This window comes from Pseudomonas sp. MWU13-2517, assembly GCF_023242545.1.
In the GTDB taxonomy this organism is placed as follows: Bacteria; Pseudomonadota; Gammaproteobacteria; order Pseudomonadales; family Pseudomonadaceae; genus Aquipseudomonas.
This window is the reverse complement of the sequence record NZ_JALMFA010000011.1, coordinates 48,536-71,621: the sequence shown is the minus strand read 5'-3', so window position 1 is coordinate 71,621 and position 23,086 is coordinate 48,536. Positions and strand designations below refer to the sequence as shown.

Here is a 23,086-nt window from a genome sequence, read left to right as displayed (position 1 = left end):
CGTAACCTTCGCTCCATCGCATCGCGAACCCATGGAGTCACCTGTGCAAGACATCATCGACGGTTTCCTGAAGTTTCAACGCAACGCCTTTCCCGAGCGTGCCGGCCTGTTCAAAGACCTGGCCAACCAACAGAGCCCGCGAGCGCTGTTCATCTCCTGCTCCGACAGCCGCCTGGTGCCTGAGTTGGTCACGCAGCGGGAGCCGGGCGACCTGTTCGTGATCCGTAACGCCGGCAATATCGTGCCGTCCTACGGCCCGGAACCCGGTGGCGTGTCGGCCTCGGTGGAGTACGCTGTTGCCGCTCTGCAAGTCAGCGACATCGTGATCTGCGGGCATTCCGACTGCGGTGCCATGACCGCCATCGCCACCTGCAAATGCCTGGACCACATGCCCGCCGTGGCCGGCTGGTTGCGTTACGCCGATTCCGGCCGGGTCGTCAACGAGGCCCGCCAGCATGTCGACCAGCCGGCCAAAGTCGCTTCCATGGTTCGTGAAAACGTGATCGCGCAGTTGGCCAATATTCAAACGCACCCTTCGGTACGCCTCGCCCTCGAACAAAAGCGTGTGACGCTGCATGGCTGGGTCTACGACATCGAAAGCGGGTGCATCCAAGCCTTCGACAGCCGTACCGGCACGTTCGTCGCCCTTGCCGACAATCCGAGCGTGCGCGCCGTTTCGCACTGATCCCAGATGTTCACCCACGGAGATAAACTCATGATCCAATCGCAAATCAGCCAGAACACTCGCCTTGCCCTGACCGACGTGATCCTGTTGGCAAAGGCCCGCAAAGACCTGTCGTTCGCCCGGATTGCCGAAGGCACCGGCCTGCATGAAGCCTTCGTTACCGCCGCGTTGCTTGGCCAGCACGCACTGCCGGCCGACGCGGCTCAAGTGGTTGCCGATAAGCTGGGGCTCGATGCGGACGCGGTCGCCCTGCTGCAAACGATTCCGCTGCGCGGCAGCATCGGCAATGGCATCCCCACCGACCCGACCATTTACCGCTTCTACGAGATGATTCAGGTCTACGGCACCACGCTCAAGGCGCTGGTTCACGAGAAGTTTGGCGACGGCATCATCAGTGCCATCAACTTCAAGCTGGACGTTAAAAAGGTCGATGATCCGGACGGCGGCTCCCGCGCCGTGATCACCCTGGATGGCAAGTATCTGCCGACCAAGCCGTTCTGATCGCGTTGTAATGCCCGGCGCCGCGAGGCGCCCGGTTCGCTGCTGCACGTTCCAGCAGGCTCGCGGGCTCGAAGCGAGTGATTACGGCGTTTCGAAACCTTCGTAATTCAGGGAAATCCCGTCGCCTTTCGGGTAGCTCACGTACACCACCACCGCATCGCTGTTGTCCACCAGGGCGAACGGCCATTTGCCGTTGGCTTTGCGCATCCGTTCGTACAGCGGCAGGTAAAAATCCTTGGTCTGACCGCGCGGGTCGTAGGGCGCCTGCACATGGAAAACCGGGTAGTGCCCATCGTTGCAAAGCTGGATGCGTTCAAGCTGGAAATTGTTTTTCTCCAGCAGCGCACGGGCCGGATGCTGCCAGGTGGCGAGATCGACGTCTTGGCAGTTGTGGGCGGTATCGGTGTAGAGCGTAGTGTCCTTCAAGGCGGGGAGCGCGCAGGCCACACCAGGTAACAGCACCAGTAACAGGGCGGTAAGGTGAGCTTTCATTGTTTTATCGTCCTTGAAATGGGGGGCACATCATGACTTGAAATCGGCAAATTGAGTAGAGGGTGTACGGGACTAGGAAGTTGCCGACGACGTCCTACTTTAAAGTATTACAGATAGGGACTTCGTGTTTTTAGGAAGTGCTGGGGTTACTTGGGTTAATAAATCGTGCAATGGTAAAGGCGTGATTCATACAGCTGGATTGATTGGAACCTTAGGTACTAACTTTTGACGCTATGGTGATGATTATGAAAAGCTCAGTTGTTTGGTGGCGTTTTTTGAGTGCGCGAAATTTCCTAACCGCCCTGTTAGGAGTTATGTTGATATTTTCCAGCGGAGTAGTTTTTGCGTTGGAGCGAGTTATCCCTAAAACAAGTGCTCCCGGTTCTGTGCTTGTTTTATCGACTTCAGATGTTGATCCAGGCTACGGGACGGCAAGTTTTTTTGTTAGCACTTGGGATATTCCTGAAGATACCCTTTCCGATACCAAGCAATTGCTAGAGATTCAGTGGAGAACGACCTATTATCCTCAGAGCAGTAGGGAGGAAGTAAAATTATGTTACTACCGCCCATACAGCTCTCAAGAGACCTGCGCAGTTATTTATCCTAATACCTCCGGAACGTTGTCGGACTTTAACGATCAGGCTTTCGATCACGGCTCACGTGTGACCATCAGGCATTCTGTCTGGGGAGGAATCCCACCTTTGGCACATCCTGCTGGCGTAGATTCCGTAACTTTCAGATATAGGTATTAATAAAGCACAAGGCCTACCTTATTGGTTTTGGTTGGTTCGGTTTTATATTGGTAAGTACACAATCGTTTATATAGCAACGTTCAGGGTGAGTGCCCATGATCACTATAAACTCTTATGCATCCTCGCCTGACAGTCGAGTGACAGGCAGGGCGGGTAGCATGGCCATCCCGTCCCTCGTTCCGCCTGATAAAGAGAGAGTGGATACTGCTATTTCCATGGACGGTTATCTTGCTACCAGCAGCATATCGCCGCTTGCTCGTCAGTTAAATGAGGCCGCAACGCGTGCCGAAATGCGTGTCGACCAGAAGAACACCAACACGGTCGATTCGATTATCGACACCCACTACCTCACTAATAAAGCACAACATGATGCGCAGATTCCCAACACGACTAATCCGGAACTCCTGGCGCGGGCCCGTCAAGCGACCGGTTTCGTCAACGGAGTCGACAGCAACCCGTTTAAAGGTCTTGCGCGTGATCAACTTGACTTGATTGTCCATGATGAGGGCGGTTCGTTCACCATCAATGAGCGACGCGCAGCATGGGAAGAAGTGCAATCAATAAGGTCTACGGCAGTGTCCAGCCAGAAGTCGATATCTGTTAACGGACGAGACCTGATGATTTCGCGCTTGTTTCACGGTAGTGAGCCGGCCATCGCCCAGCCACCCGCCACCTTCTACAACATGGCTCAAAACCCCTGCGACTTCCTTAATAGTGATGATCGAAACGTGATCGCGGATATGTTTGCTTATGCTCAAGCGGAAGGTGCAAACCTGGCTCATGTCACCCAACTGGCCGTGGTGCTTGGTGACTACCGTCGCTCCAGCGATGGTAGCCAAACGGTGGGCGGCAATAATGGCTATGACGCAGACGGCTATCGGGTCACTTTCGATTTCAAGAAAGAAGAGGCGCAAATCGCCTCGCGCATCCTGAACGGTTCGGCCATCAACAGCACCCGTATCGATCAAGGTTTTTTGCGCTACATCCTGCATCCGGACCATGGGGCGTTCACCAACATCGGAGGCATACCGTTCCTGGAACGAATGGTGAACAAATTCTCCAATGAAGGCGATGATCAACCGCCACTCGGCAGCGAGTTCGCTGCCTTCAAAAAAATCAACTTCGAGGACTACGCTGTTCGTACCACGAACAAGGCCATACGGCTGCCGCCCGACAAGTCGGTCGCCACAGTCACCAATGGCGTCTGGAGCCTCACCGAATATGGCAAGGCCTCCGGATACGTGATTGACTCGGCCACCGGCAAATTGAGCAGGCCGTCCGATTCCCCTGACGAAAAAACGCCGCAGCACTCACTGCCGGGGGCACCTGCCACCGACGCCGCTCATCGCACGATTTTGGATGCGCTCGCAGATACCCGCGATCAACCCGCCCAGCGCTGGATCTGGCCGGGCCATCTATTCAAGATGTTGAGAGCCTTCAAGCCCTGAAATCTCACGCCCATCGCCGTCATGTTTTTGTCATGAATCCATGGGACTTTCCCTCAGCCCGAAACCCCGCGCAACTGTCGGCGCCTGAGCGGCATATCAAGGAGATTCAAACATGAGGGTCGTGACCGCAGGCTCCGCGTACTTGGACATTGATGCCTACGCCTGCTGTATTGCGTACGCGGAACTGCTCAACCGCCAAGGCATCGATGCGCGTGCGGTGAGCAGCGCGCCGCTGAATTTCAGTATCCCCGGGAGCGTGCTGGGTTGGCATGCTTCGCTGGATGAATACCGACCCGGGCCTGATGATGAGTTCATGCTGGTGGATGTCTGCGACTATCACCACTTCGACCCGATCGTGGTGCTCGATCAGGTATGTGAAGTCATCGACCATCATCCGGGTTTTGAAGCCTACTGGGCGGACAAGCTCGGAGCGGCTGCCGATATCCGGCCGATCGGTGCCGCGGCCACTCTGGTGTTTCTGCGCTGGGAGGGCGCTGGCCTGCTGGCGCAGATCAGCCCGCACAGTGCCGCGTTGCTGGCCACGGCAATTCTGGACAATACCTTGAACTTCACCGGGCAAATGACCACGCCATTGGACCGTCGGGCCTATGAGCTGCTCGCGTTACAAGCGGGCCTGGCGATGGACTGGCCACAGCGCTATTTCAGCGAATGCCAGGCGGCGATCGAAGCCGACTTGCTCAACGCCCTGGCGGCAGACATGAAGCAGATGAGCGCCACGCCAAACCTGCCACGACTTGTTGTGCAGATGACGGTATGGGATGCGCAGGCGTTGATTCAGCGGCACCGATCAGTCATTGAGCAATGGCTCGCAGGCCAGGACGAAGACTGGCTGCTGAATGCCATCGGCATCCGCGATTGCAAGAGCTATTGGTTGGCGGTACCTGTGCTCAGCCGGCAAAAACTGAGCCTTTTGCTGCCGGTCGAGTGGCAAGGTACACGGGCGGTGCCAACGCGCGCGATGCAGCGCAAGGAGCTGGTAAAGCTGGCCTTGGCTGCATCACGCGAAGGATCTAACGCACCAGGCACGGCTGTTTGTTATTGAAGCGCCAGCCTGGAATCAGGAACTGCATCGCCACACTGTCATCCCGCGCACCCAAGCCCATGCCTTTGTAGAGTTCGTGGGCCTTGGCCACCGCGTCCATGTCGATCTCGACCCCCAGGCCCGGCTTGGCCGGCACCTTGACGTAGCCGCCTTCGATTGTCAGCGGTTCCCGCGTCAAGCGCTGGCCGTCCTGCCAGATCCAGTGGGTGTCGATGGCGGTAATCTCGCCCGGTGCCGCCGCCGCCACCTGGGTAAACATCGCCAGGGAAATATCGAAGTGGTTGTTGGAGTGCGAACCCCAGGTCAGGCCCCAGTTGTTGCACATCTGCGCTACGCGAACCGAACCTTGCATTGTCCAGAAATGCGGATCGGCGAGGGGAATGTCGACGGAGTGCAACTGGATCGCATGACCCATTTCGCGCCAGTCGGTGGCGATCATATTGGTGGCGGTCTTGAGGCCCGTGGCACGGCGGAATTCAGCCATGACTTCGCGGCCTGAATAACCGTTTTCCGCACCGCACGGGTCCTCGGCGTAGGCGAGTACGTGGTGCTGGTCACGGCACAGGCGGATGGCTTCCTTGAGTGACCAGGCACCGTTCGGGTCGAGTGTGATACGCGCATCCGGGAAGCGTTCGGCCAGGGCGGTGACCGCTTCGATTTCCGCATCGCCGCTCAACACGCCACCCTTGAGCTTGAAGTCGTTGAAGCCGTATTTGGCTTTGGCGGCTTCAGCCAGGCGCACCACCGCCTCGCTGGTCAGGGCCGTTTCATGGCGCAAGCGAAACCACTCATCCGTCGCGTGCGCCTCGTTGCGATAGGCCAGGTTGGTGGTTGTACGGTCGCCTATATAGAACAGGTAGCCGAGCATTTTTACCGCGTCGCGCTGCTGGCCTTCGCCGAGCAGGGCGGCCACCGGCACTTCGAGGAATTGACCCAGCAGGTCGAGCAGGGCGGCTTCCATGGCGGTAACGGCATGGATGGTGATGCGCAGGTCGAAGGTCTGCAGCCCACGACCCGCAGCGTCCCGTGACGCAAAGGTGCTGCGCATCTGGTTGAGAATGCGCTGGTACTGGCCGATGGGCTGGCCGACCACCAGGCTGCGTGCGTCCTCCAGGGTTTCGCGGATGCGTTCGCCGCCGGGCACTTCACCGACGCCGGTATGGCCGCTGCTGTCCTTGAGAATCACGATATTTCGGGTAAAAAATGGCCCATGGGCGCCGCTCAGGTTCAGCAGCATGCTGTCATGGCCGGCCACGGGGATGACTTGGAAGTGGGTGACGACAGGGGTAGTCATGGTGATGTCCTGAGTAAGCTCAAAGAGGTTTGCTGATGACGGTGGCGGTTGGCGTAACGCTCGGCGAGGTCAGCGCGGCGGAGGGCGATGTCTTGGCGAAGAACACCAGGATCGCCGCCAGCACCGAGGTGCCGGCCAGTCCATAGAGGCCGCCCTGAATCGAGCCGGTGGTTTGCTCTAGGAAGCCAAACGTGGTCGGTGCCACAAAGCCGCCCAGGTTGCCGATGGAGTTGATCAGGGCGATCACGGCAGCGGCGATGCGCACATCCAGATAGCCCTGGGGGATGGGCCAAAAGAGCGAAGAGGCCGACTTGAAACCGATGGCCGCAAAACAGATCGCCACAAAGGCAAAGACCGGCCCGCCGGTGGTGGACATAAACATGCCTGCAGCGGCAATCAACAGGGCAGCGGCAACCCAGGCCTGCTGGAACTTGAATTTGCCTGATAGCGCGGCGAAGGCGTACATGGCGATGATCGAGATCAGCCACGGGATGGAGTTGAAAAACCCGACCTGCACGTCGCTCAAATCACCCATCTTCTTGATGATGCTTGGCAGCCAGAAGGTGGCGGCGTAAATCGTCAGTTGGATGCAGAAATACAAGATGCAGAACAACAAAATCTGGCGGTCCTTGAGCAGCTTGCCGAGGGTTGGTTTGACCGTGCTCAGCGCTTCACGGTCGCGCTGCTCCTGGTCGATGGCGCCCACCAGCGCGTCCTGCTCTTCGCGGGTCAGCCATTTAGCGTCGTGGGGTTTGGAGTCGAGCCAGAACCACACGAAGAACCCCAGCGCCACCGAGGCCAGGCCTTCAATGGCGAACATCCATTGCCAGCCGTGAAAACCGAACCCTTCGATCTGCAACAGTGCGCCCGACAGCGGCCCTGAAATCAGTGACGCCACAGCCGAACCGCTGAGAAAGATTGCGATCGCTTTACCGCGCTCCACGCCCGGCAACCAGCGGGTGAAGTAGTAGATCACCCCTGGGAAAAAGCCCGCTTCGGCCACGCCCAGTAGAAAGCGCAGGATATAGAACTGGGTTTCGTTCTGGATGAACGCCATCAGCGTGGCGACGATGCCCCAGGTGAACATGATGCGGGTCAGCCAGATCCGCGCGCCGACCTTCTGTAGCAGCATGTTGGAGGGCACTTCGAAGAGGGCGTAGCCGATGAAGAACAGCCCGGCACCCAGCCCATAAGCGGCGGCGCCGATGCCCAGGTCATGCTCCATGTGCGTACGCACGAAGCCGATATTGACCCGGTCAATGTAGTTGAGGATGAACATGATCACGAACAGTGGAAGCACATGGCTCTTCACTTTGCTCACGGTGCGGCTGAGCACCGAATCACTGTCTGCAGCGGCGGATACCTGGTTTGAAGTGTCCATGACTCGAGAACTCCCCCTGATTTATTTTTATGCGGGTTTGTGTGTCTTGTTGATAGACATCATACAAGTGGTTTTCCTGGCTCCGCAATCAGGTGAGTGATGTTTTTGTGCTTATAAGGCCGCCATCAGAACAGTTGTTACGGTTATTTGCTTTGTTTTATTGGGTTTTTTAGTTTTTTTGGCATGGTTGAGACTCAACCTAGGTGACATTTTCAAATGATGCTGGGCGATCGAGCTGCGAGGTGTTCTGTTTGGTTGTCATACAAGTTGGGCGTCTTGGAAATCAGGCAGCGTAGGCTTGGATGCAGGGTGTTAAGCTCCCCCCAGCCCAACCCTGTGGACCCGCAGCGATGCCCATTGAAAACGGAACCCTTGTCCGTAGACGCTCCAACAACCTGGCCCAAGGCGTGGTCGATGCTCTGACCCAACGTATCCTGCTCGGGCAACTCAAGCCCGGTGAAAAACTGCCGTCCGAATCCACCATCGTGCTGGAGCACGGCGTCAGCCGTACCGTGGTACGCGAGGCCATTTCCAAGTTGCAGGCCTCGGGCTTGGTGGAGACGCGTCACGGTATCGGTACCTTCGTGCTGGAGCCGCGCGCTCAGCAAGGCTTGCGCTTGCATGTGGATACGGTCGCCAGCGTGCGCAACATGCTGGAATTGCGGCTGGGCCTGGAGGTGCAGGCCGTGGCGCTGGCGGCGTTGCGCAGGTCGGATGAGCAACTGGTCCACATGCGCCAGGCGCTGGATGACTACCAGGCCTCACTGGCCAATAACGACAGTTGCGTGGAAGAGGATAAACGCTTCCACCAACTGATCGCCGAGGCCACCGGCAACACGTTTTTCACCGAGATCATGCTGCACCTGGGCAATGCGATGATCCCGCGCACCCAGGTCAAGGATGCCGAACGCGGCGGGGCGGATTTTGCCAGGCTGGGGCAGTTGGCGAACCGTGAACATGAGGCGATCCTCAACGCGATCCAACGTCAGGACCCGGACGCGGCGCGGGCCGCCATGGTGTTGCATTTGACCAATAGCCGGGACCGGTTTTCCGGGGAATGAAAAGGAACAACCGTTGAACGAACACACTCTGTCCATGCGCCTGGAGCGCGTGGCCGCTAACGTGCCGGCCGGTGCGCGCCTGGCCGATATCGGCTCCGACCACGCCTACCTGCCGGTCGCATTGATGCGCCGCGGCGTGATCACGGCCGCGGTGGCGGGGGAGGTGGCGACCACGCCCTTCCACGCGGCCCGACGCACCGTGCGCGACAATGGCCTGGAGCACCACATCAGCGTGCGCCTGGCCGACGGCCTGGCGGCGATCGAGCCGGGGGACGAGATCACCGCGATCAGCCTGTGCGGCATGGGGGGCGAAACCATTCGCGACATCCTCGACGATGGCAAGGCGCAGCTGAGCGGTCGCGAACGCCTGATCCTGCAACCCAACGGTGGCGAGCAACCGTTGCGCCAGTGGTTGATGGACAACGGCTACTCGATCCTGCGCGAAGAGCTGCTGCAGGAGAACCGTTTCTACTACGAAATCATCGTCGCCGAACGCGCCGGACCCGTGACCTACAGCGCCGAACAACTCTACTTCGGCCCCTTGCAGATGCAAGCGCGCAGCACGGTGTTCCTGGCCAAGTGGCAACGCCTGCTGCGCCAGAAGCACAAGACGTTGGCCGGCTTCGAGCAGGCGCGGCAAACGGTGCCGCAGGAGAAGGTGCAGGAAGTGGCCCGAGAGGCTAAGTGGATTGCTGATTTGCTGGCTTGAAAGCTCGCCGGCGACGTCGAATATGCTCCAATACCACCCTTCATCCGCTCACCCAGGACCCCGCGCCATGGCCGAAACCACTGACCAAGCCTTCTACGACCGTGCCGACGCACACATCGAATTGTCGAACGAGCAGCTCAAGACCTGTGAAAACCTCGGCGAGGTCAGTGCCTCGATGATGTTCGGCACGACGCGTTTCAACGCCTGGGCCTGCGCACGCAACTTCAAGTCCGGCGCAGAAATGGCCGAAGCGCGGGAGGCCATGCTCAAGTATTTCTGTGATCAGTATCGGATGATGCTTGAGGATAATCTGGATGATCACATCAATAATTTCAGTCAGTACCTGCTCGCCAGATAGCCGTCGGCACTGGCTGTACCCACCCCGTCCCGGTGTCTGCCTATCGTTTTCTTTCAGTGGTAAGCGGAGCGTCGGGGGCGTCGGGGGCGTCATGCTCTATGTGAGTCTGGAAATGGTACCGGCTGGGAATGCCCCGCCCGCCTCAAGTGCCATCAGTCGTTCAATGATCGGGTCGCGCTCGTTTTTCGGTGTATCGCGGTCCGTAATCGCATAGACCTGGGCGTCGGCCCAGCGGCGAATCGGCTCAAGTGAAGACGGCTCAGCCGGCGTGCTTTGAAGCTGCTGAAGAAGAAATCCAGCTTGAGTCCATTTAGGCATCAATCCAAGCAGCGCCAGGCGTCTATCAGAGGTCAAGCTGGCCCAAAGGACTTCAAGTTGAAGGGTAAAAGCCGATGCTATGACGCTCCAGGGGTGAGACCGCAAGCCTGTGACCCCTGTCTCAAATACGCTCTTGGAAGGATCTGCGATCGTGCAAATTAAACGTGCAGGTCGGTCGCCGCCTTCGATGTTCAGCACCAGTGAGCGAACGGCGCCGCTCTTTTGCTCCAATGCCGCAGCCAACCAGTCTTCAGGGACCGGCATGTTCAAGTCCTTTGCCAGTCCAAGGATGCTCAGCCATTGCGCTTTCGTATCGGGTGTTTTGCCACGCAGTCGCGTCTGCAGGACATGCAGGGGGTCGACACCATATTTTTTTGCGGCCCATAACGCTGTCGACCTGTTTGCAGGTGATGGGTCTGTTAAAAAATCTTCGATCAACCGGGTACGGCCCGATGGTATCCGGACCGCTTCCAGGAACGAGAGCCTTCTGAGAATGGCGCTGTTGCTGGCGAGCCCGAATGCGACAGCCCGTTTAGCGGCGTCTTCTGGCAGTTCCATGGCCCCACCAAGGGCCGCTCGGCATACGCTGAAGTCGGGGTGATGCAAGCTCATTATCAGGAACGGCTCCCGTTCATCGTCCGTCATTGATTGAGCAAGAACCCGAAATAGCAAGCGAGCGCATTGGCCGCGGCTGGTAGGTAAGGCAGGGGCGCACAGTGGCAGGCATTCCGGTGTTGCCAGCAGTGCCTGGAGATTGTCGAGTGTGACGCGATGGTTTTCGCGCTTGCGCATTTCGAGCGCGAGAAGTGCGGGAAGCTGAGCAATCAGCCAAGTTGCATACCTGGGCGTCAAATAGTCACCGAATGCGATTTTCGCTGCCTCGCGAACTTGGGGCACCCAGTCATTGAGCCGTACGATAATTGCGGATAGCCGCTCGCTGGTTTGTTCTGACCGAATTGCCTGTAGGCCGGCCTCGCGGTCAAAGCCATCCCAACTGCTGACCAGCGAATTCCAGCTTCGGGTGGGGGCGGTTTTCGGCAATGGCGCTGGCCCAGGCACCTAGACAGATTGAGCGGGCATTGATGGGGTGGGCAATCCTATCAAAAACTCAGCTACCTCCCGCGCATTGCGTAGATGAATCACCGGAACCTGCGGCGCGACTGTCAAGCGTGCGGCCTCAATGCCTGGGCGGCTCACGCGGTCATAGTTCCAGCAGTAACTCAGGAAACTCAGAAACTCTCTGTCGAGCTTTTCCTTGCATCCTGTCGGTTTGTCTGTACGCGGTCGATCCAGCAGGCTGCGCACCAGCACGCGCCGTAGGCACGTGGTGCGCGGAGTGTCGAGCCAGATGATCAGGTTGGCTCGCGGCAGTCGCAGATCGAAGCTGCGCCGTGCGTAATTACCTTCACAGATCCATCTGTCCGAGGCAATCGCTTGCCGGATCCGCTTGCGGAAGATTTCGTTATCGACCTCAACCCAGTTCGGTTCCCAGAACAACTTGTCCAGGTGGACCACCGGTGCTGCCAGGCGCTTGCCCAATTCACGGGCCAGGGTTGACTTACCGCTGCCAGCATTGCCGAGGATGATGATGCGTTGCGTGGGCAGATCCTTTGCTGAAAACATAATAATTCCAAGGTTCGTCTCTACGGGTTACAGGCGTGCACGCAACGCTGAGTGCTTTTGCCCCATTTTTGGGCGCACGCCGTTGCGTCTCCGGTGTGGAAGCGCCTGTTTGCGCGCTTGGCATCAACGGCCCGCATCTTGCTTGCCCAGTTTAATCAATGACATGGCATTTTGCTTTTAGTCATTTCTAAGCTGTTTGGGAGAGTGGTCGGCGATGCACAGTCTTTTATCACCCGGTATCCACCTGCTCGGCCGTTTCGGGTTCGCACGCAAGTTCCAGATCTTGTTCTTCCTGTTCATGCTGCCCCTGGCCGGAAGCCTGTGGCTGATCGGGCAAGGCTATCGCGACAAGCTCGCGGTGATCGCCAGCGAACAGTCCGGCGTTCGTCAGTTGTTGGCTCTGGACGCGCTCGATGGTCAGCTCACCGCACAACGCAACCTGGCCGCCCGCTGGAAGGCGGTAGACATCCTGCGTGCGCCAACCCCCGCCGCCCAAGCGGCGATGGACAAGGTTGACGCGGCTAATCCGCTGATCCTGCAAAGCCTGAAAGCCCTGGGTGATGTGCTCAACGCCCAGCACGCCAGTGCCGAGACCCTGGCGCGCTTCGAGGCGTTGCAGGCCGCCGTCAAGGGCATGGACACCCAATCCCTGCGCACCGTGGGCTGGTGGCCGGATGGCTATGACCGCTTCACCGCCGCGTTGACCGCCATGCAAACCCTGCGCGAACAGATCACCCTGGATACCGGCCTGATCCTCGACCCTTGGCTGGAAACCTACCTGCTGATGCAGATTTCCAGCCAGCACACCCCGGACCTGATCGAGCGCATCGGCCGCACTGCCAGTGTCGGCGAGTCGTCCATCGCCTCGGGGCAGTTCACCTTGCAAAGCCGTTTGCAGATGCGTGACCTGCGTGGTCGGATCGGCGATGCCCGGGACCAGTTGGTCAAAGCCGCCGCTTCGCTCAAGGCCAAGCAATATCCGGGGATTGAGCCGTGGACCGCGCAATATGACAGCAGCCTGCAGTTGCTGGATAACCAACTCAAGGCCCTGGACGAGGGCGTTTTCGGTGGCACCATCAAGCTCGATACCGCCACGTTCGACAGCAGTGTCGACGCCGTGCTCGGTGCGTTGGGTGCGCTGCGCAGCCAGTCGCTGCACTCGCTGGATGCGCGCCTGGGTTACTACCATGCGCAATCGATCAAACAGTTCATTCCGGTGGCGGCGACATTCAGCCTGTTGGCGTTGGCGGCCATGTACCTGTTCATGTGCCTGCAAGCCTCGATCCGCCGCAGTGCCAGTGGCATCACCACGCTGGCCGAGTCCCTGCGCGACGGCAATCTGTGCGTTGAAGTGGCGGTGGAAGGGCGCGATGAGTTGGCCCTGATCAGCGCCGCGCTCAACGTGGCGGTGGTACAGCTGCGCACCAGTCTGCTGGGCGTCAACCATGAAACCCAGCAACTCGGTTCGGCCGTACAGACCCTCAACGCACAATCGAGCAGCACCCTCACCGAGGTCGAAGACCAGCAGCACCAAATCAGCCAGATTGCCGCCGCCGCAACCCAACTGGCCGCCACCTCGATGGGGGTCGCCAGAAGTTGCGAGCAAGCTTCTGGAAGCGCGCAGCACACCCGCAGCATTGCCGAAGACAGCAGCCGCGACAGCCAACGCACCACGGCCAGCATCCAACAGCTCAACCAGCGTCTGACCGATACCGCCAACGCCTTGGAACAGGTCAACCAGCAAGGCCAGCAGATTCAATCGGTGGTCGACACCATCCGGGGCATCGCCGAGCAGACCAACCTGCTGGCGCTCAACGCCGCCATCGAAGCCGCCCGCGCCGGCGAACAAGGCCGCGGTTTTGCCGTGGTGGCCGATGAAGTGCGCAGTCTGTCGCAACGCACCCAGGCTTCCACGGCGCAGATCGCCGGCACCGTGGACAGCCTGCGCGCAACCGTCAGCCAGGCGGTTACCCTGATGGGCGCCGCGTGCGAGCAAGCGTTGAGTGACGCAGAGTCCGTTACCGGGTTGGGCGCACGCCTGGGCGAGATTGCCGGTGCGGTGCAGCATGTCACCGACACCCTGGCGCACATCGCCACGGCGGTGGAGGAGCAAGCGGCGACGGCGGATGAAGTGAGCGGCAATATCCAGCAAGTGGACCAGGCGGCAGGGCGCTTGCTCGAGGGCGCGCGGGCAGTCAACCGGGCGGCCGATACCTTGAGCAAGGGCAGCCAGGCACTGAGTGATAACACCGCGCGGTTCCGGCTGAGCTGAATATCAGGTGCGAAGCAGGCCGGTGTGAGAGGGGGCTTGCGCCCGATAGGGGTGGATCAGTCGAAATATGAGGTGACTGACCCACTGCTATCGGGAGCAAGCCCCTTCCACGTTTTGTGCGGCAGTGTGTCTGGCCAGGTTTGTCCTATGCCTTGCGAGTCATCCAGGATGAATGCTTGCGGTATATATATGGATATGCGTATATTCGGCTATGCGTATTTACAGGTGCCCCCGATGATAGCCCCTCCCGATTTTTTCAAATGCATGGCCGACGAGACCCGCACCCGAGCGACGCTGCTGATTGCCAGCCAGGGCGAGCTTTGTGTCTGCGAGCTGATGTGTGCCATGGATGACAGTCAACCCAAGATCAGCCGGCACCTCGCACAGCTGCGCAGCAGTGGGGTGCTTCTGGATCGTCGACAGGGGCAATGGGTCTATTACCGCCTCAACCCGAATCTTCCTTCGTGGGTCAATGAGGTTTTACAGGTGACCCTTCGGGAAAATGCGGAGTGGCTCAAGATCAACTCTGCTCGTTTGCAGAACATGGGCGGACGTCCTGTCCGTGAAACTGCCTGCTGCTGAATTTATCGAGCGCATCTGATCTGGGGCGTACTTGTTGTTTTTACATTCATGCTTACGTAGCCAAAAGGCGTGGGCAGCACTGGGCGACTGCGCCCCAGAGCCTTTAAAGCCCGCATAGAGCGCGGCAGGAGCTAACCATGCGAGTTTTGTTTATGTGTACCGCCAACAGCTGCCGGAGCATTCTTTCCGAAGCGTTGTTCAACCATCTGGCACCGGCGGGCTTCGAAGCCGTGAGTTCCGGAAGTTTCCCCAAGGGGACGGTACTCCCCCGCAGTCTGACCACCCTGGAACGCGCCGGTATTTTGACCGAGGGACTTGGCAGCAAGGGCAATGATGCGTTCGAGGATTGCCCTCCGGATATCGTCATCACCGTCTGTGACAAAGCCGCGGGGGAATCCTGTCCGGTCTATTTTGGCGCGGCCATCAAGTCCCATTGGGGTCTTGCAGACCCCTCGGACGTTGAGGGTGATGAAGCGCAAATCGATGCCGCCTTCAGCGCGACGCTGGCTCGCATCGAGCAGCGTTGCCAGGCGTTTTTCAGCATCCCTTTCGATAGCATCAATCGCGATGAAATCAAGCGAGAGCTTGACCGCATCGGCACCCTTTGAACAGGAGGACGCATGAAAAAACCGCTGCCCAATCTTGATCCCCGATTGCTCGATTCCGCTGTGGCCACGGCGGCTTCTGGTGCCCACAAACCGCGTATTCTGCTTCTCTATGGATCAACCCGTGAGCGCTCCTTCAGCCGTCTCGTGGTGGAGGAATCCGCTCGCGTGCTGGAGTATCTCGGGGCTGAGACGCGGATCTTCAATCCCACCGGCTTACCGCTCCCGGACGATGCCCCCGTTGAGCATCTCAAGGTGCAGGAACTGCGGGATTTGATGCAATGGTCGGAGGGGCAGGTCTGGTGCTCCCCGGAACGCCATGGCGCGATGTCGAGTGTATTCAAAGCGCAGATTGACTGGATACCATTGGCGCTTGGTGCGGTTCGACCTACTCAGGGCAAGACCCTCGCAGTGATGCAGGTGTGCGGTGGTTCCCAGTCATTCAACGTGGTCAACCAACTCCGCGTCCTTGGTCGCTGGATGCGTATGTTCACTATTGCGAACCAGTCGTCGGTGCCAAAGGCCTACATGGAATTCGACGACACCGACCGGATGAAACCCTCGCCTTACTACGACCGCATTGTCGATGTGATGGAGGAGTTGATGAAGTTCACGCTGTTACTGCGTGACCATCAGGATCACCTGGTCGACCGTTATTCAGAACGCAAGGAGTCCGCGGAGCAGCTGTCATCCCGAGTCAATCAGCGATCCATCTGAGGCCGTCACGACGATTGAAATAAGCGTGGGCTCGGCAATCGCCGAGCCTGCCCCCATGACTTCAGGCGATCTTCACGTTCATGGTGATCTTCGCGGTGAACACCTTCACTTCGCCCTCATCGAAAATATCCACCGGCACGATCTTGTCTCCTGCGGTCGACCAATCAATGCCACTGCCATCCGCCACCGCGCGAATGTTCGACTTGGCCTTTGCCAGGTATTCCACGGTCATGCCCTTGGGAATCCATTTGGCGCCTTGTGGGATCGACACGTCCGTCATCGTCCCTCCGGCCAATTCCGCCGCATTGCACAAGGCTATGGCATGAACGGAGGCCAGGTGGTTGGTGATTTCCTTGCGAAACGGCACGTTGACCACGGCATGCCCAGGGCGTAGTTCGGCAATTTCAGGGTTGATGGTGCTGAAGTAGGGCGCCACCTGGCAGGCCATTTGGCTGAACGCTGCGGGACCTGCGCTATTGAACAGGCTTAGAAACTGGCTCATGGGTAATCCTCTCGATAGATTTACAGAATAATATTCTTTAACGGAACAATATTCCGTGAATTCCAAGGGTGTCAAGCCATGCCTTCTCTAGCGGCCGCTGTACCTTTAGACTCCCCACATTTGGCGAGCCACTTCATGCACGCACCTGATCTGTTCGAGCGCACCTTTCCGGGCCGGCGCAGCGACCTCAAGCGCAGTATCCTGCGCGAGGCCCTGGCCAGCTTTAACGAAGTCGGTATTGAAGCGACGAATATCGAAACCATTCGCGCGCGGTGCGAGACCAGCGTGGGCGCCATCTACCACCATTTCGGCAACAAGGAAGGCATCGTCGCCGCGCTGTTTTTTGCCGCGCTTGAGGACCAGGCCGCATTGCGAGAGCACTACCTGAAGCAGGCGCAAACCGCCCAGGCCGGCGTGGAAGCGCTGGTACGCAGTTATGTGGAATGGGTGGACGCGCAACCCGAATGGGCGCGTTTTATGTTCCAGAGTCGTTTCGCCGTCGCCAACGGTCCGCACAAGGACGAACTGCTCTCCCGCAACAAACAGCGCAATCGGCAATTGACCGAGTGGATGAGCGACGAAAACCGCGCTGAGGCATTCAGCCATATCCCGGCAGAACTTTTGCTATCGCTTATCATCGGCTCGGCGGAAAGCTACGCTCGGGCCTGGTTGTCTGGTCGGGTCAAGCACAGCCCAAATCACTATGCTCAGTGGCTGGCGCAGGCCGCGTGGGCATCAATCAGCCAAACGCTTCCACAATCGGCAGAGATTTAATTGTCGGCACTCCCGGGCGTTGGCGTAGTCTCTTTCCAAGACCCCTTTGGCCCTTCGGAGCACACCATGATCACCGTCCACCACCTCAACAACTCACGCTCGCAACGTATCCTGTGGCTGCTCGAAGAACTCGGCCTGCCCTATGAAATCAAGCGTTACCAGCGCGACCCGAAGACCAACCTCGCGCCGCCTGAGCTCAAGGCCATCCACCCGCTGGGCAAATCCCCGGTGATCGAAGATGGCGGCCAAGTGCTGATCGAATCCGCCGCCATCATCGACTACCTGATTCGCCGCCACGGCCAGGGCCGCCTGCAACCGGACCCTTCCAGCGCCACCTACGACAAGTACGTGCAATGGCTGCACTTCGCCGAAGGCTCGGCCATGCTGCCCTTGATGCTCAACCTTTACGTCGGCCGCCTCGGTGAGGCCGGCGCGCCTTTGCACCCGCGGATCGAATCGGAAGTGGCCAACTACCTGGGTTACCTGAACGATGTGCTGGCGGATAAATCGTACCTGCTGGGCGACGAACTGAGCGGTGCGGATATCCAGATGAGTTTCATCGGTGAAATCGCCAAGGCCCAGGGCAAGTTGCAGGCCTACCCGAACCTGGCGGCGTGGGTGGAAAAATTCCAGGCGCGGCCTGCGTATCGCAAGGCGCTTGAGCAGGGTGGGGAGTATGCGTTTGCCAAATGAGGTGAACGAAGCGAGGCGGGTTGCTAACCATCCTGGCGCCGGAAAAGATACCCGCAAACACGCCTGACCGACCCGGCGATCAGCCGCACGCTGGGGTTGAGATCCCGGCGTGGGCGGACGCTGTGGCGCGTGGCGAAGTTGTTGTTTGACCGGCTGATGGCGGTAAAAAAGTAGCCTTATCGCTGCTGCAACGCCACTTTGATGCCCAGGCCCATAAACAGCGTGCCGATGATTTTGCCTTCCCAGCGTCGCAGTCTGGAAAGCCCCTTGATGCTTCGGCTCAAAGGGCGGATGGCGAGGGCGAGGAGGCTGGTGTATATCGCACTGAGCACCGAGAAAATCAGGCCCAGTACCGCGAACTGAACCAGCGATGAGCCGGATTCCGGGTGGACGAATTGAGGAAGGAACGCCAGGAAGAAAATCGCGGTTTTCGGGTTGAGCACCTCGGCGCCGACGGCCTGGAAAAACGCCTGGCGTGAGGTCACTGCGGGCAACGTCAGCCCCGACTGAGTGCCGGTTTTGGCCAGGAACGCACGCACGCCCAGGTAGATCAGGTAAGCCGCACCGACCCACTTCACCGCGTTGAACGCGCTGGCCGACGTCATCAAAATCGCCGACAGCCCCAGTGCTGCGCCCAGGGTATGCAGCAGATCGCCGCACGCCACACCCAGGCCGGTGGCGACCCCGACTTTGCGGCCGCCCTGCACGGTGCGATTGATCACCAGCAGCACGGACGGACCGGGGATCAGAAACAGGCCGATCACAACGGCGATATAAGTGATGAGGGAAGCGAGTTCCAACATGGCGGACGCTCTCGAAAACAGGGCACGACCCCCAGTTATCCTCATGTGAGCGGCTTTTACAACTGTTAACGGATTGAACGGCGCAATCGCTATAGGCTTTGGGTTGTCCGTACAGGAGCCCTCGGCCATGAACCTGCGAGCTGTCGCCGCCACATTGTTTGCATTCGCGCTTTTGCTGCCTTCACCGGCCGAAGCTGCGACGCCCATCACCCATGTCGCCATCTACCGCGGCCCGGCGGGGTGTGATGACTGTTCCGAGAACGTGGCGAAGGCGCTGCACCGCCTCAATCCGGATTACCAGATTGATTACGTGGGCGCGGATGAGGCCATCGACATCACCCCACACACCCTGGCGCGCTACGACCTCTACGTGCAACCCGGCGGAGGCCAGGACATTCCCGGTGCCCTGCGCAGCCTGGGCGATGCGCGCATCGAGGCGATTCGCGGTTACGTCGCTAACGGCGGGCGCTACCTGGGGTTATGCATGGGCGCGTACCTGGCGGATGACAGCAACCTCGGCCTGATCCCCCAGGACCTCGACGGCGAAGCCGGCCGACCCGGCTTTGAAGTGCCCGGCATCGCCGACGCGGCCGTGCAGGTCACGTGGGAAGGCAAGCCCGACCACGTCTTCTTCCAGGATGGCCCTTACTTCCCCAAGGCCGATCCGAGCGCGCCCTACAAACCCATCGCGACCTACCGCAACGGTGATGTCGCGGCGGCGCGGTATACCTATGAGAAGGGCGTGGTAGTCCTGAGTGGCCCGCACCCGGAGGCAGGGCGCGAATGGTTCGAGAATGCCGACATCCCATTGAGCAAAATGCCGCGTGGCGATCTCTTTGGGGCATTGATACGTAACTTATAAGGATCAACGCCCCTGGGGGAGGTGGGCGTGCCCACTGGCACCCTGGCGTTGAGTCAGAACGTTTGCCCCTCGAAGCGCTGCAACGAAAACGACGACAGATCCAGCTCGCTCGTGCCCCGTATGCACCACTGCGCAAAGGCTTCGCCCAATGCCGCTGAATGCTTGAAGCCATGCCCCGAACACGGCGACACCACCAGGGTGTGCTGCAACGTCGGGTGCTTGTCGATGATGAAGTGGTGGTCGGGTGTCACGGTGTAGGCGCACACCGCCGACTTGACCACCTTGGCCGTCAGTCCGGCGATACGACCCTGTACCTGTTGCGCGTACATCTCTCGCTCCTGCGCGGGCGAGACCGTGCGATCCAGCGTCTGCGGCGTGGAGGCGGTGTGGTACTGCGCCGTCGCCACTTTCAAGCTGCCTTCGCCTGGCAACGCCGGGAAACCGTAGTTGATATGACTCTCGCCCGGCCCATGCGTGAGGATGAAGGTCGGTGAGGCCCCCACCAGCGCTGCGCCCGGTTCCAGCTCGAACCAGAACAGCTGTTGCCGATACACCTTGAGCAGCCGATCAAATGGCGCCCCCAGCAAATCACCCGCCCAGTTGCCTGCGCTCACGACCAGCTTGCCGGCTCGCAAGGTGCGCTGGTCGGTGGTCACCGTCACGCCGTGTTCATCCGAGCTGATGTGCGTCACCGTCTCGCCTGTGTACAGCGTCGCGCCCTGTTGTTCGGCCAGGCGCAGTTGCACCTCGATGCAGCGCTCGGGCCGTATGAAACCGCCACCCGGTTCGTAGTAGCCGATGGCGCTGTCGGCCACGTGGGCGAATTGAGGAAAACGTTGGCGAATCTGCGGGGCATCCAATATCTGGTGTTCGATACCGTAGGTCTGCGCCAGGCCAATGGTGCGCAAGGTGAAGTCGGTTTCATCGCCGGGGTCGAAATCTTCACGGGAGGTCAGCACCAGCAACCCCGACTGCTCGAACAACGACTCGCCCGAGCGTGCCTCCAGCTCTCGCCAGATCCGGTGCGAATTGCGCACGATGGGCACGTACTGTGCGCCTTCACCCACCGACAGTCGCGTAATCCGCGTGTCGCCATGGCTGGAACCCAGCGTGTGGGGCGGGTGATGACGGTCGATACCCGCGACCTTTACTCCGGCTTTGGCCAGTTGGTACACGGTGGCGGCACCCATGGCGCCCAGGCCGATGACCAGCGATTCATATCGTTCCAAGGTTGATACTCGCGTGAGAGGCTGGGTTGAGAAGCGACACGTTAGCGCACCACGCCCAGCGCCGTGAACTCATTCACATAGTGTGTCTGGCTCGACGTCGATTCCAGCGTCACGGCGAGGCCCATTGCAAGGCAGCGGCGAGAACGACGGCGCGCGCGGGCCACTTCATTGCGCGGGATTTGCGTACCGAGGCGGCAGGAGGGGCATTATCTGGAGATAGGCCGCGGGCTCTCGCGCTTGTCAGCGCATCCGGGCCAACCGCACACGCCAATCGCCGCCGTGCTCCAGGAGGCAAGCTTCTTCGGAATCAAAGCGCACACAGCGGTCCAGCTGCACGGCAGGGGCCTCGGCCTCGTGCAGCGCAGCGGCAGTCAACTCGCGCATGCGCTGGTCGACGCCGCTGGCCAGGGCGTGGTCCTTGCTGGCGCGCGTGTCGAACACCCAAGTGATGCGCAGGCTTTGCGCGAACGCATCGTAATTGACGGTATGCGTCAGCCACTCAAAACCCGGTATCTCGACTTTGGCGGTTTCGCAGGCATCAGTGAGTGTGGCGACAAGGCGGCGCTCGATGCGGCTCGCGTTGCGTTTGCTCAAGGGCATAAAGGCTTCCCAAAAAGGCTTAATGGTCGTATTTCAGTTGCGCATCATCCCAGCATTTCGCGCAGCAGCAACCGCCAGCACCGGCTTCAGATCCAGCGGTCATTCACGGCCGTGCGTTCTCCGCCTTCATGCCCGGTATTCAGGATGCCCCGAGGTTCGATCATCATCAGCTTGGCTTCACCCTCGGCCGCCGTCCTGTGCTCTACCCCCCGGGGCACTACATACAGCTCACCCGCTGCCACGTACACGGGGCCTTCGGGAAGGTCGATACGCAGCGTCCCCTCCAGCACCAGAAACGCCTCGTCGGTTTCCGGGTGCGAATGCCAAATGAACTCCCCCTCGATACGCACCACCTTGAACTGGTAGTCGTTCATCTCGGCCACCACCCGCGGACTCCACTGCTCTTCGATGAGCGAAGCCTTATGGACGAGATTGACGGGGTGTGCCGAATGCTGTGCCTGCGCCATGGTGGATCCTCCAGTAGTAAGAGGCGTCAAGGTATCGAAAGCACGATCAGCCGGCTTGAACGATCCTGCACGCTCACGGCACACGCGTGCCGTTGACTTTCCAGGGGATCAAACGCAAAAGAATAGCCACTGGTCGCGGATCATTATCTTCAATTAGCCGAGTGGAAATGTGCCCACCTTTCTGCCGAAACAGGTCTACCATGCCACCCCGGCAGTGGTTCCATGCGCTACCGATCTCTCTCTTGCAAGGTATCGCCCATGTCTATCGATCAGATTTCCCTCCCTAAAGGCGTAGGTCCCCACGCCACCAAGCTTTTCGACGCTATCACCGGCGCTTCCACCCAGGAAGAACTCAACCGTGCCGGCGGCAAGGCCGAAGGTTTTGTGCTGGGCCTCGAGGCTACCAAAGCGATAAAAAGCCAGATCGCCGAGTCGCTCTATGTGATTTACGATGATGCGGCAACTCATCGTGCGGGGGAGTTGAAGGGCTGATTTTCAGCGGTCAACGCAGATTTCAGGATGAAATGCTTATGCTAAAAGTTGTCGCCGCGTTACTGCTGCTGATTGCCCCGTTCAATATGCGGATATCCATCCTGGGGTCAACTGAAGGTAGCCGTCTGGTTTTGTAGCAAAGGAGTGCACATGACATTAACTGCCGAAACCCTGCTCGACCTGGCCATGGCCAACCCCATCAACGCCGAAATCACTGCGCGCCTGCCTGACCTTGGGGTGGACCAGTGCTTCCTCACGGCGGGCTGCCTGTTCCAGGCGGTGTGGAATCACCAGTCGAATTTGCCTGCTGATCAGGGCGTGAAGGACTACGACGTCTTCTACTTCGATACGGACCTGTCCTACGAGGCTGAGGACAGGGTGATCCGTTCGGCCGAGGTGCTGTTCCGGGATTTGGGCGTAAACGTCGAGGTGAAGAACCAGGCGCGGGTTCACCTTTGGTACGGTCAGCGGTTCGGCCGGCCTTATCCGCAGTTGCACACGGCCAAGCAGGGGATTGATCGTTACCTGGTGGCGGGCACGTGTATCGGCCTGGAGATTGCGACGGGCGAGGTGTACGCGCCCTATGGCCTGGAGGATGTGGAGCAGGGGGTGCTGCGCATCAACCCCGTGCATCCGGAGCGGGAGTTGTTTGCGCGCAAGGCCGGGAGTTATCAGGCGCGGTGGCCTTGGTTGAGGATTGTGGAGCCGGCCTAGCTTGAGTGTGGCGGTGATGCTTGCACGATACTGGCAGTGAACTTTTACCGGTGTGCGGCACGTCCAAGCATGAAATGCTCAGCCAAGGA

General features: G+C 59.4%; 27 protein-coding genes. 17 read left to right on the top strand and 10 right to left on the bottom strand.

Going from position 1 to position 23,086, the window contains the following annotated elements:
- Window positions 1-43: 43 nt before the first annotated feature.
- Together M5B97_RS17210 and cynS are read left to right on the top strand one after the other, a co-directional pair.
- A complete protein-coding gene (locus M5B97_RS17210; protein WP_248732115.1) occupies window positions 44-685 on the top strand; it encodes a carbonic anhydrase in 642 nt (213 codons plus the stop codon).
- A 30-nt stretch (window positions 686-715) separates the two neighbouring features.
- Complete coding sequence (cynS, locus tag M5B97_RS17205; RefSeq protein WP_134656796.1) at window positions 716-1,186, top strand: cyanase; 471 nt, start codon at window positions 716-718, stop codon at window positions 1,184-1,186.
- Between the two features lie 81 nt (window positions 1,187-1,267).
- Here the strand turns inward: cynS and M5B97_RS17200 are convergent, their stop codons facing one another.
- Window positions 1,268-1,678, bottom strand: a complete 411-nt coding sequence (locus tag M5B97_RS17200) for a hypothetical protein (protein ID WP_248732114.1) — start codon at window positions 1,676-1,678, stop codon at window positions 1,268-1,270.
- Between the two features lie 245 nt (window positions 1,679-1,923).
- On the opposite strand from M5B97_RS17200, the gene M5B97_RS17195 reads away from it, so the two are divergent.
- The 3 genes from M5B97_RS17195 to M5B97_RS17185 all read left to right on the top strand — a co-directional run bounded on the left by M5B97_RS17195 (window position 1,924) and on the right by M5B97_RS17185 (window position 4,941).
- Window positions 1,924-2,430, top strand: a complete 507-nt coding sequence (locus tag M5B97_RS17195) for a hypothetical protein (RefSeq protein WP_248732113.1) — start codon at window positions 1,924-1,926, stop codon at window positions 2,428-2,430.
- A gap of 158 nt (window positions 2,431-2,588) precedes the next feature.
- Window positions 2,589-3,878, top strand: a complete 1,290-nt coding sequence (locus tag M5B97_RS17190; RefSeq protein ID WP_248732112.1) for a hypothetical protein — start codon at window positions 2,589-2,591, stop codon at window positions 3,876-3,878.
- Between the two features lie 112 nt (window positions 3,879-3,990).
- On the top strand, window positions 3,991-4,941 hold the full coding sequence (locus M5B97_RS17185) for a DHH family protein (protein ID WP_248732111.1): 951 nt from the start codon (window positions 3,991-3,993) through the stop codon (window positions 4,939-4,941).
- On the opposite strand, the gene gudD is transcribed toward M5B97_RS17185, so the two are convergent.
- Both gudD and M5B97_RS17175 read right to left on the bottom strand, forming a co-directional pair.
- On the bottom strand, window positions 4,910-6,235 hold the full coding sequence (gudD, locus tag M5B97_RS17180) for a glucarate dehydratase (protein ID WP_248732110.1): 1,326 nt from the start codon (window positions 6,233-6,235) through the stop codon (window positions 4,910-4,912). The two genes, M5B97_RS17185 and gudD, sit on opposite strands and share 32 nt — an antisense overlap.
- Before the next feature lie 19 nt (window positions 6,236-6,254).
- Entirely contained in the window at window positions 6,255-7,616 is a 1,362-nt protein-coding gene (locus tag M5B97_RS17175) for an MFS transporter (RefSeq protein ID WP_248732109.1), read from the bottom strand.
- Window positions 7,617-7,966: 350 nt separating this feature from the next.
- On the opposite strand from M5B97_RS17175, the gene M5B97_RS17170 reads away from it, so the two are divergent.
- From M5B97_RS17170 to M5B97_RS17160, 3 genes are all read left to right on the top strand, one after another.
- Complete coding sequence (locus M5B97_RS17170) at window positions 7,967-8,677, top strand: FadR/GntR family transcriptional regulator (RefSeq protein WP_123717639.1); 711 nt, start codon at window positions 7,967-7,969, stop codon at window positions 8,675-8,677.
- 13 nt (window positions 8,678-8,690) lie between these two features.
- Window positions 8,691-9,386 carry a tRNA (adenine(22)-N(1))-methyltransferase TrmK gene (locus M5B97_RS17165; protein WP_248732108.1) on the top strand — a complete coding sequence of 232 codons (696 nt, stop codon included), beginning with the start codon at window positions 8,691-8,693 and terminating at the stop codon, window positions 9,384-9,386.
- Between the two features lie 67 nt (window positions 9,387-9,453).
- Window positions 9,454-9,744 (top strand): DUF3144 domain-containing protein, encoded by a 291-nt coding sequence (locus tag M5B97_RS17160; protein WP_248732107.1) that lies wholly within the window; start codon window positions 9,454-9,456, stop codon window positions 9,742-9,744.
- A 96-nt stretch (window positions 9,745-9,840) separates the two neighbouring features.
- Here the strand turns inward: M5B97_RS17160 and M5B97_RS17155 are convergent, their stop codons facing one another.
- Both M5B97_RS17155 and M5B97_RS17150 read right to left on the bottom strand, forming a co-directional pair.
- Entirely contained in the window at window positions 9,841-11,103 is a 1,263-nt protein-coding gene (locus M5B97_RS17155; protein WP_248732106.1) for a hypothetical protein, read from the bottom strand.
- A gap of 18 nt (window positions 11,104-11,121) precedes the next feature.
- Window positions 11,122-11,685: an AAA family ATPase gene (locus M5B97_RS17150; protein ID WP_248732105.1), complete on the bottom strand. Its 564-nt coding sequence runs from the start codon at window positions 11,683-11,685 to the stop codon at window positions 11,122-11,124.
- 214 nt (window positions 11,686-11,899) lie between these two features.
- Between M5B97_RS17150 and M5B97_RS17145 the strand changes: the two genes are divergently transcribed.
- The 4 genes from M5B97_RS17145 (at window position 11,900) to arsH (ending at window position 15,861) form a co-directional block, all read left to right on the top strand.
- On the top strand, window positions 11,900-13,957 hold the full coding sequence (locus tag M5B97_RS17145) for a methyl-accepting chemotaxis protein (protein WP_248732104.1): 2,058 nt from the start codon (window positions 11,900-11,902) through the stop codon (window positions 13,955-13,957).
- A 234-nt stretch (window positions 13,958-14,191) separates the two neighbouring features.
- The gene (locus M5B97_RS17140) at window positions 14,192-14,539 is read left to right on the top strand and encodes a metalloregulator ArsR/SmtB family transcription factor (protein WP_248732219.1); all 348 of its coding nucleotides are present in this window, start codon (window positions 14,192-14,194) and stop codon (window positions 14,537-14,539) included.
- Between the two features lie 137 nt (window positions 14,540-14,676).
- A complete protein-coding gene (locus M5B97_RS17135) occupies window positions 14,677-15,147 on the top strand; it encodes an arsenate reductase ArsC (RefSeq protein ID WP_248732103.1) in 471 nt (156 codons plus the stop codon).
- A gap of 12 nt (window positions 15,148-15,159) precedes the next feature.
- Window positions 15,160-15,861, top strand: coding sequence for an arsenical resistance protein ArsH (gene arsH, locus M5B97_RS17130; protein WP_248732102.1), 702 nt, complete (start codon window positions 15,160-15,162; stop codon window positions 15,859-15,861).
- Window positions 15,862-15,922: 61 nt separating this feature from the next.
- On the opposite strand, the gene M5B97_RS17125 is transcribed toward arsH, so the two are convergent.
- The gene (locus M5B97_RS17125; RefSeq protein WP_248732101.1) at window positions 15,923-16,363 is read right to left on the bottom strand and encodes a hotdog fold domain-containing protein; all 441 of its coding nucleotides are present in this window, start codon (window positions 16,361-16,363) and stop codon (window positions 15,923-15,925) included.
- Between the two features lie 135 nt (window positions 16,364-16,498).
- Here M5B97_RS17125 and M5B97_RS17120 point away from each other — a divergent pair, with 135 nt between their 5' ends.
- Window positions 16,499-17,137 (top strand): TetR/AcrR family transcriptional regulator, encoded by a 639-nt coding sequence (locus tag M5B97_RS17120; protein WP_123717645.1) that lies wholly within the window; start codon window positions 16,499-16,501, stop codon window positions 17,135-17,137.
- 66 nt (window positions 17,138-17,203) lie between these two features.
- Window positions 17,204-17,830, top strand: a complete 627-nt coding sequence (locus M5B97_RS17115; RefSeq protein ID WP_134656783.1) for a glutathione S-transferase — start codon at window positions 17,204-17,206, stop codon at window positions 17,828-17,830.
- Between the two features lie 176 nt (window positions 17,831-18,006).
- Here the strand turns inward: M5B97_RS17115 and M5B97_RS17110 are convergent, their stop codons facing one another.
- Window positions 18,007-18,633 (bottom strand): LysE family translocator, encoded by a 627-nt coding sequence (locus tag M5B97_RS17110; protein ID WP_248732100.1) that lies wholly within the window; start codon window positions 18,631-18,633, stop codon window positions 18,007-18,009.
- A gap of 127 nt (window positions 18,634-18,760) precedes the next feature.
- Here M5B97_RS17110 and M5B97_RS17105 point away from each other — a divergent pair, with 127 nt between their 5' ends.
- A complete protein-coding gene (locus M5B97_RS17105; protein ID WP_248732099.1) occupies window positions 18,761-19,495 on the top strand; it encodes a BPL-N domain-containing protein in 735 nt (244 codons plus the stop codon).
- Between the two features lie 53 nt (window positions 19,496-19,548).
- Here M5B97_RS17105 and solA read toward each other — a convergent pair whose 3' ends face one another.
- The 3 genes from solA to M5B97_RS17090 form a co-directional block, all read right to left on the bottom strand.
- Window positions 19,549-20,724 (bottom strand): N-methyl-L-tryptophan oxidase, encoded by a 1,176-nt coding sequence (solA, locus tag M5B97_RS17100; protein ID WP_248732098.1) that lies wholly within the window; start codon window positions 20,722-20,724, stop codon window positions 19,549-19,551.
- A 240-nt stretch (window positions 20,725-20,964) separates the two neighbouring features.
- Entirely contained in the window at window positions 20,965-21,324 is a 360-nt protein-coding gene (locus tag M5B97_RS17095) for a hypothetical protein (protein WP_248732097.1), read from the bottom strand.
- An 86-nt stretch (window positions 21,325-21,410) separates the two neighbouring features.
- Window positions 21,411-21,791 carry a cupin domain-containing protein gene (locus M5B97_RS17090; RefSeq protein ID WP_248732096.1) on the bottom strand — a complete coding sequence of 127 codons (381 nt, stop codon included), beginning with the start codon at window positions 21,789-21,791 and terminating at the stop codon, window positions 21,411-21,413.
- A 258-nt stretch (window positions 21,792-22,049) separates the two neighbouring features.
- Between M5B97_RS17090 and M5B97_RS17085 the strand changes: the two genes are divergently transcribed.
- Window positions 22,050-22,283: a hypothetical protein gene (locus M5B97_RS17085; RefSeq protein WP_123717655.1), complete on the top strand. Its 234-nt coding sequence runs from the start codon at window positions 22,050-22,052 to the stop codon at window positions 22,281-22,283.
- Between the two features lie 150 nt (window positions 22,284-22,433).
- On the top strand, window positions 22,434-22,997 hold the full coding sequence (locus tag M5B97_RS17080) for a nucleotidyltransferase family protein (protein ID WP_248732095.1): 564 nt from the start codon (window positions 22,434-22,436) through the stop codon (window positions 22,995-22,997).
- Window positions 22,998-23,086: the final 89 nt, after the last annotated feature.

Coding starts and splice junctions, on each gene's coding strand:
- M5B97_RS17085 (WP_123717655.1), top strand. CDS start 22,050: ATGTCTATCGATCAGATTTCCCTCCCTAAAGGCGTAGGTCCCCACGCC.
- M5B97_RS17150 (WP_248732105.1), bottom strand. CDS start 11,685: ATGTTTTCAGCAAAGGATCTGCCCACGCAACGCATCATCATCCTCGGC.
- M5B97_RS17090 (WP_248732096.1), bottom strand. CDS start 21,791: ATGGCGCAGGCACAGCATTCGGCACACCCCGTCAATCTCGTCCATAAG.
- M5B97_RS17195 (WP_248732113.1), top strand. CDS start 1,924: ATGAAAAGCTCAGTTGTTTGGTGGCGTTTTTTGAGTGCGCGAAATTTC.
- M5B97_RS17115 (WP_134656783.1), top strand. CDS start 17,204: ATGATCACCGTCCACCACCTCAACAACTCACGCTCGCAACGTATCCTG.
- M5B97_RS17135 (WP_248732103.1), top strand. CDS start 14,677: ATGCGAGTTTTGTTTATGTGTACCGCCAACAGCTGCCGGAGCATTCTT.
- M5B97_RS17110 (WP_248732100.1), bottom strand. CDS start 18,633: ATGTTGGAACTCGCTTCCCTCATCACTTATATCGCCGTTGTGATCGGC.
- arsH (WP_248732102.1), top strand. CDS start 15,160: ATGAAAAAACCGCTGCCCAATCTTGATCCCCGATTGCTCGATTCCGCT.
- M5B97_RS17120 (WP_123717645.1), top strand. CDS start 16,499: ATGCACGCACCTGATCTGTTCGAGCGCACCTTTCCGGGCCGGCGCAGC.
- M5B97_RS17095 (WP_248732097.1), bottom strand. CDS start 21,324: ATGCCCTTGAGCAAACGCAACGCGAGCCGCATCGAGCGCCGCCTTGTC.
- M5B97_RS17185 (WP_248732111.1), top strand. CDS start 3,991: ATGAGGGTCGTGACCGCAGGCTCCGCGTACTTGGACATTGATGCCTAC.
- M5B97_RS17105 (WP_248732099.1), top strand. CDS start 18,761: ATGAACCTGCGAGCTGTCGCCGCCACATTGTTTGCATTCGCGCTTTTG.
- M5B97_RS17170 (WP_123717639.1), top strand. CDS start 7,967: ATGCCCATTGAAAACGGAACCCTTGTCCGTAGACGCTCCAACAACCTG.
- M5B97_RS17200 (WP_248732114.1), bottom strand. CDS start 1,678: ATGAAAGCTCACCTTACCGCCCTGTTACTGGTGCTGTTACCTGGTGTG.
- cynS (WP_134656796.1), top strand. CDS start 716: ATGATCCAATCGCAAATCAGCCAGAACACTCGCCTTGCCCTGACCGAC.
- M5B97_RS17125 (WP_248732101.1), bottom strand. CDS start 16,363: ATGAGCCAGTTTCTAAGCCTGTTCAATAGCGCAGGTCCCGCAGCGTTC.
- M5B97_RS17080 (WP_248732095.1), top strand. CDS start 22,434: ATGACATTAACTGCCGAAACCCTGCTCGACCTGGCCATGGCCAACCCC.
- M5B97_RS17145 (WP_248732104.1), top strand. CDS start 11,900: ATGCACAGTCTTTTATCACCCGGTATCCACCTGCTCGGCCGTTTCGGG.
- M5B97_RS17160 (WP_248732107.1), top strand. CDS start 9,454: ATGGCCGAAACCACTGACCAAGCCTTCTACGACCGTGCCGACGCACAC.
- M5B97_RS17190 (WP_248732112.1), top strand. CDS start 2,589: ATGGCCATCCCGTCCCTCGTTCCGCCTGATAAAGAGAGAGTGGATACT.
- gudD (WP_248732110.1), bottom strand. CDS start 6,235: ATGACTACCCCTGTCGTCACCCACTTCCAAGTCATCCCCGTGGCCGGC.
- M5B97_RS17175 (WP_248732109.1), bottom strand. CDS start 7,616: ATGGACACTTCAAACCAGGTATCCGCCGCTGCAGACAGTGATTCGGTG.
- M5B97_RS17140 (WP_248732219.1), top strand. CDS start 14,192: ATGATAGCCCCTCCCGATTTTTTCAAATGCATGGCCGACGAGACCCGC.